5 protein-coding genes are annotated in these 4,548 nt (G+C 38.9%); all 5 read left to right on the forward strand.

Annotated elements, in window-relative coordinates; all coding sequences use genetic code 11:
• On the forward strand, positions 1 to 368 hold a 368-nt coding region (locus WBM49_RS07885; protein WP_424371506.1), incomplete at its 5' end, for a hypothetical protein.
• A 39-nt stretch (positions 369 to 407) separates the two neighbouring features.
• Positions 408 to 2,807 (forward strand): TonB-dependent receptor domain-containing protein, encoded by a 2,400-nt coding sequence (locus tag WBM49_RS07890; protein WP_424371507.1) that lies wholly within the window; start codon positions 408 to 410, stop codon positions 2,805 to 2,807.
• Between the two features lie 17 nt (positions 2,808 to 2,824).
• On the forward strand, positions 2,825 to 3,379 hold the full coding sequence (locus WBM49_RS07895; protein ID WP_424371508.1) for a type 1 periplasmic binding fold superfamily protein: 555 nt from the start codon (positions 2,825 to 2,827) through the stop codon (positions 3,377 to 3,379).
• A 176-nt stretch (positions 3,380 to 3,555) separates the two neighbouring features.
• Positions 3,556 to 4,296, forward strand: coding sequence for a DUF6090 family protein (locus tag WBM49_RS07900; RefSeq protein WP_424371509.1), 741 nt, complete (start codon positions 3,556 to 3,558; stop codon positions 4,294 to 4,296).
• 136 nt (positions 4,297 to 4,432) lie between these two features.
• Positions 4,433 to 4,548: DUF1648 domain-containing protein (locus WBM49_RS07905; protein WP_424371510.1), on the forward strand; the 116-nt coding region annotated here is incomplete at its 3' end.

Here is a 4,548-nt window from a genome sequence, read left to right on the forward strand (position 1 = left end):
ATTCTTTACTTTTGCGTTTTGGCGATCAGAAAAGAACAATGGATTACAAAAAACAGCTTGGTAAAAATATAGTAGCATTTTGGCTCTTTGCAGCCTTCATGTTTCCTACTGCCGTTCAGTTTTTGCATGTAAACCAAGGTCACGAATACGTCCATTGTACCGAAAAGACCACACATATTCATACCTCTGTCACGAAATGTGATATATGTAGTTTTCATCTTACATCTTTTAACTATGATGTAGCCAAATATCCTGATTTACTAGTGCCCTTAATCCCTGTAAAGGTTGAGGCAAACTTCACAACATTGCAGTTCTATTCCCTTAAGGTATCCAATACACAGTTACGCGCACCCCCAATTTTTTCTTAATAAACAAACTGATACGTTTTATGTTAATTAAGACTTTCTATGCGCAACTATGCACTATTGATATTGCTCATAAGCAGTATTTCCTCTTTTTCACAAAATTGTGACTACACTCTTTCTGGCACAGTAACAGACCTTCACGATGGCTCATTGCTTATCGGAGCCACCCTTATTGTTGCCGGTACTGAACAAGCTGTAGAGACAGATCTGGACGGAAAATTTACCATCCCAAACTTATGCAATAACACCTATTCCATACAGGTATCACATCCTTATTGCCTAACGAAAGGTTTTTCAGTAAAAATATCTGGCAATACCTCCAAATCCTTTAAACTGGAACATCATATAGAAGAACTCAACCAAATTACGGTTGAAGGGAAAGCCTACAGCAACAAATCCAAAACAATGCTCGAAAACACTATCGCCAAAGAAGAATTGGAGCGTTTCAGTAGTGGTTCGCTTGGGGATGCCCTAAATAGTTTGAGTGGTGTGTCTTCTTTAAACACGGGAAATACGGTTGTAAAACCCCTGATTAACGGGCTTCATAGCAGTAGGGTTGTTATTATAAATAATGGCGTTCGGATGGAAGACCAGGAATGGGGAGCCGAACACGCCCCGAATGTAGATATCAACTCCGTTGGGAACCTTACATTAATAAAAGGTGCCGGGGTACTGCAATATAGCGGCGATGCCGTAGGTGGCGTAATTGTTGCCGAAGCTTCAAAAGTGGCTGTAAAAGATAGTCTTTACGGAAAAACCCTACTTACAGCAGCAAGCAATGGGCGAGGTTCTTCCCTTACATCGCAATTAACCAAAAGTTTTCAAAACGGATGGTATGCAAACGTGCAGGGAACCTTAAAACGCTTTGGCGATTTTGAGGCACCTAATTATGTATTGAGCAATACAGGTATTTTTGAGCGGAATGCATCTGTAAGCTTAGGCCTTAACAGGTTCAACTATGGTATAGAGGCGTATTATTCACTCTTTAAAAATGAAATCGGAATTTTAAGGGCTTCACACCTGGGCGGTGCTCAGGACCAGGTGCGAGCTATAAATAGCGACAGGCCATTAATTATAAATGATTTCACGTACAATATCAACTCACCAAAGCAAGATGTTACCCACCATTTGGGACGAGTAAAAGGCTTTAAAAGATTTGACAACTTCGGAAAATTGAGCCTGCAGTATGATTTTCAAAGAAATAATCGCCTGGAATTCGATGTAAGACGTGGTGCAGATCAAAACAACGCTTCCTTGGATCTGCAATTGGATACCCATACGTTATTATTGGATCTGGACGCAAATTTAACCGATGCGATTGGTCTGAAAACCGGTTTGATGGCAAGATATCAAAACAACTTTGCAGACCCGAATACAGGGGTGCGCAGATTGATACCCGATTATGATAAATACGATTTGGGAATCTATGCAGTTGCAGATTACCGATTAAATGACCAATGGCTTTTTGAAGCAGGCGGACGTTTTGACTTTACCTATATGGACGTTTTCAAATTTTACCGCACTTCCTTTTGGGAATCGCGTAATTATGATCAAATTTTCCCGGAAATAGTGGTGGAGGAATTGGACAATCAAATTTTGACCAATCCGCAACTCAATTTTTACAACGGATCAGCAACCTTAGGTACTACCTACAACTTTGGAAATGATTATAAATTGTTTTTTAATTATTCCATTGCGTCGAGAACGCCAAATCCTTCAGAACTTTTTAGTGAAGGCCTGCACCATTCTGCTTCCCGAATTGAACTGGGCGATTTGCGTTTCAATTCAGAAATAGGACATAAAGTGTCCCTAACACTCCAAAGGGATAACGATATAGTCAGCTTTTCAGTGAATCCCTACATAAACACAATTTCAGATTTTATCGTTATTGAACCCACAGAAATTCAACAAACGGTAAGAGGCAACTTTCAGGTGTGGGAATATCGCCAAACAAATGCACAATTGTTGGGGGTAGATGTGGATGCGTCCTATACTTTTTCCAAGAACATCCTTGTAAACAGTCAGTTTTCCTTCGTAAAAGGCTATGACCGCATCAGAGACGAACCGTTGATAAATATTCCCGCTGTAAATACAAGGAATGAAATTGTCTATCAAAATCCAGAATTCAATAATATCCGGCTGTCGTTACAGAGCGAGTATAACTTCAGGCAAAACGAATTTCCCGACAACAATTTTGAAGTATTTATTCCGGAAACAGAAACTATGGAAGTTGTGGATGTAAGCACCCCACCAGATGCCTTCCATTTATTAAATTTTAATTCCAGTATTGATTTTAACACCACTAAAACAACAACACTTACTGTAGGTTTTGCAATCACAAACGCATTGAACACCTCCTATCGAAATTACCTGAACCGGCTGCGCTATTATGCAGACGATTTGGGCAGAAACTTTTTAATTAATCTCAAATTCAACTATTAATTTTAAATCCAAAAAAAATGAAAAAAGTAAAATTTCTATCGACCGTAATTTTTGCAAGCCTCTTTGTTGCATCCTGCTCAAATAATGATGACGCGCCAGAGCCTGTAAACGAAGAAGAGGTAATAACTACCTTGACAGTGACACTCGTGCCAAATGGCGGTGGAACTTCTATTACCTTGCAGACCCGTGATTTGGACGGAGACGGGCCAAATGCACCTGATGTAACAGTTTCGGGGAATCTGTTAGCCGGGGTTACCTACAATGGTACCATTGTGCTACAAAACGAAACCGTAAGTCCTGCTGAAAATATTACAGAAGAAGTGGAAGAAGAAAGTATAGAGCACCAATTTTTCTATACACCGGGCGCTGGCTTGGATGTAACAACGGCCTATAGCAACTTTGATACCGATGGAAATCCATTGGGAACCGAATTTACAGCTACCGCAGGAGCAGCAAGCTCCGGAACGCTAACCTTTACTTTGCGCCATGAACCTACCAAACCAAATACAGGGCTTGGCGATGCTGGTGGAGAGACCGATATTGCAGCCACTTTTAATGTAACGGTCCAATAGATTTGAAGCAGCCGCAGGTTGCGCTAATCCAAGAAGATGCCCCTTTCAAATACTTTGTCAGGGGCATCTTGTGGTTTACTGCATATTTTTATATCGAGCAACAGCTAATCGTTATATTTGCCCTTATCGGGCTCATACCGAACGCTTAGCCTTCATTATGAATAACTAATAGTCAAATGATTAAATTCTTTCGAAAGATTCGCCAAAACTTACTGGCAGAAAATAAGGTCAGCAAGTACCTGCTCTATGCAATTGGAGAAATAGTCCTTGTGGTCATTGGAATTTTAATTGCACTACAAATAAATAATTATAATGAAAGTCGAAAAGAACGAATTAAAGAACAAATTGTTCTTAAAAATTTAAAAGAAGATTTTCTGGCTAATCAAAAAATCATTGATAGAACCTTAGCCGTACACAAATACCACATGTACGAACTAACTGAATATTTAAAGCATCTCGGTCCAAACGTTCCAGCTTTAACTGATTCAATCTATAAGTTTGATGTATCTGACTATGGCAAGTTAAATTTAATCGACGGTACGTTGCAGGCAGTTATTAATACGGACAATTTTGGAATAATTCAAAATGAACTTTTAAAAAAGAAACTTTCTACCTACCCAAGCACATTTGCTACCTACAAAGAATTTGAGGATGTTAATAAGGATATTGTCATCAATAAGCACAGAGCCTTGGGAGAACAGTATACCTCTATTTTAAGGCTCGACAAATCTTTGTCTGGTTTAACTAAACCTCATGAGTCAGACTTTCTTGGTTGGGCCAGGGACCCACAACATCAAAATAATACCGTAAACAGAATTACTATTATGAGGAATAAACTAATTCCGGCACTTATAGAAGTTCAGGTTAAAAATTCCGAAATACTAAAACTGCTGGAGGAAGAGATCAGGGAAGAATAATGAAAGGCTAACAATATAAGCCGGAAAAAATGCCTTATACACAATAAAATTATGCGTTATTTAAGAAATGAACCACCCCAAAATAGCAATTGAGAAAAGTAAGTTTGACAAGTCATTAGAGATTTTAAGCTTTCTAATGATCCTCGGTTCAGTCCTGATCATACTTATTTATTACAATCAACTTCCGGAAGAATTACCAATTCATTTTAACACCCCTCAAAAGAATTCCGATGGATATGGCAACAAAAGCTT

It is taken from the genome of Muriicola sp., assembly GCF_049669965.1.
Classification (GTDB): domain Bacteria; phylum Bacteroidota; class Bacteroidia; order Flavobacteriales; family Flavobacteriaceae; genus Muriicola.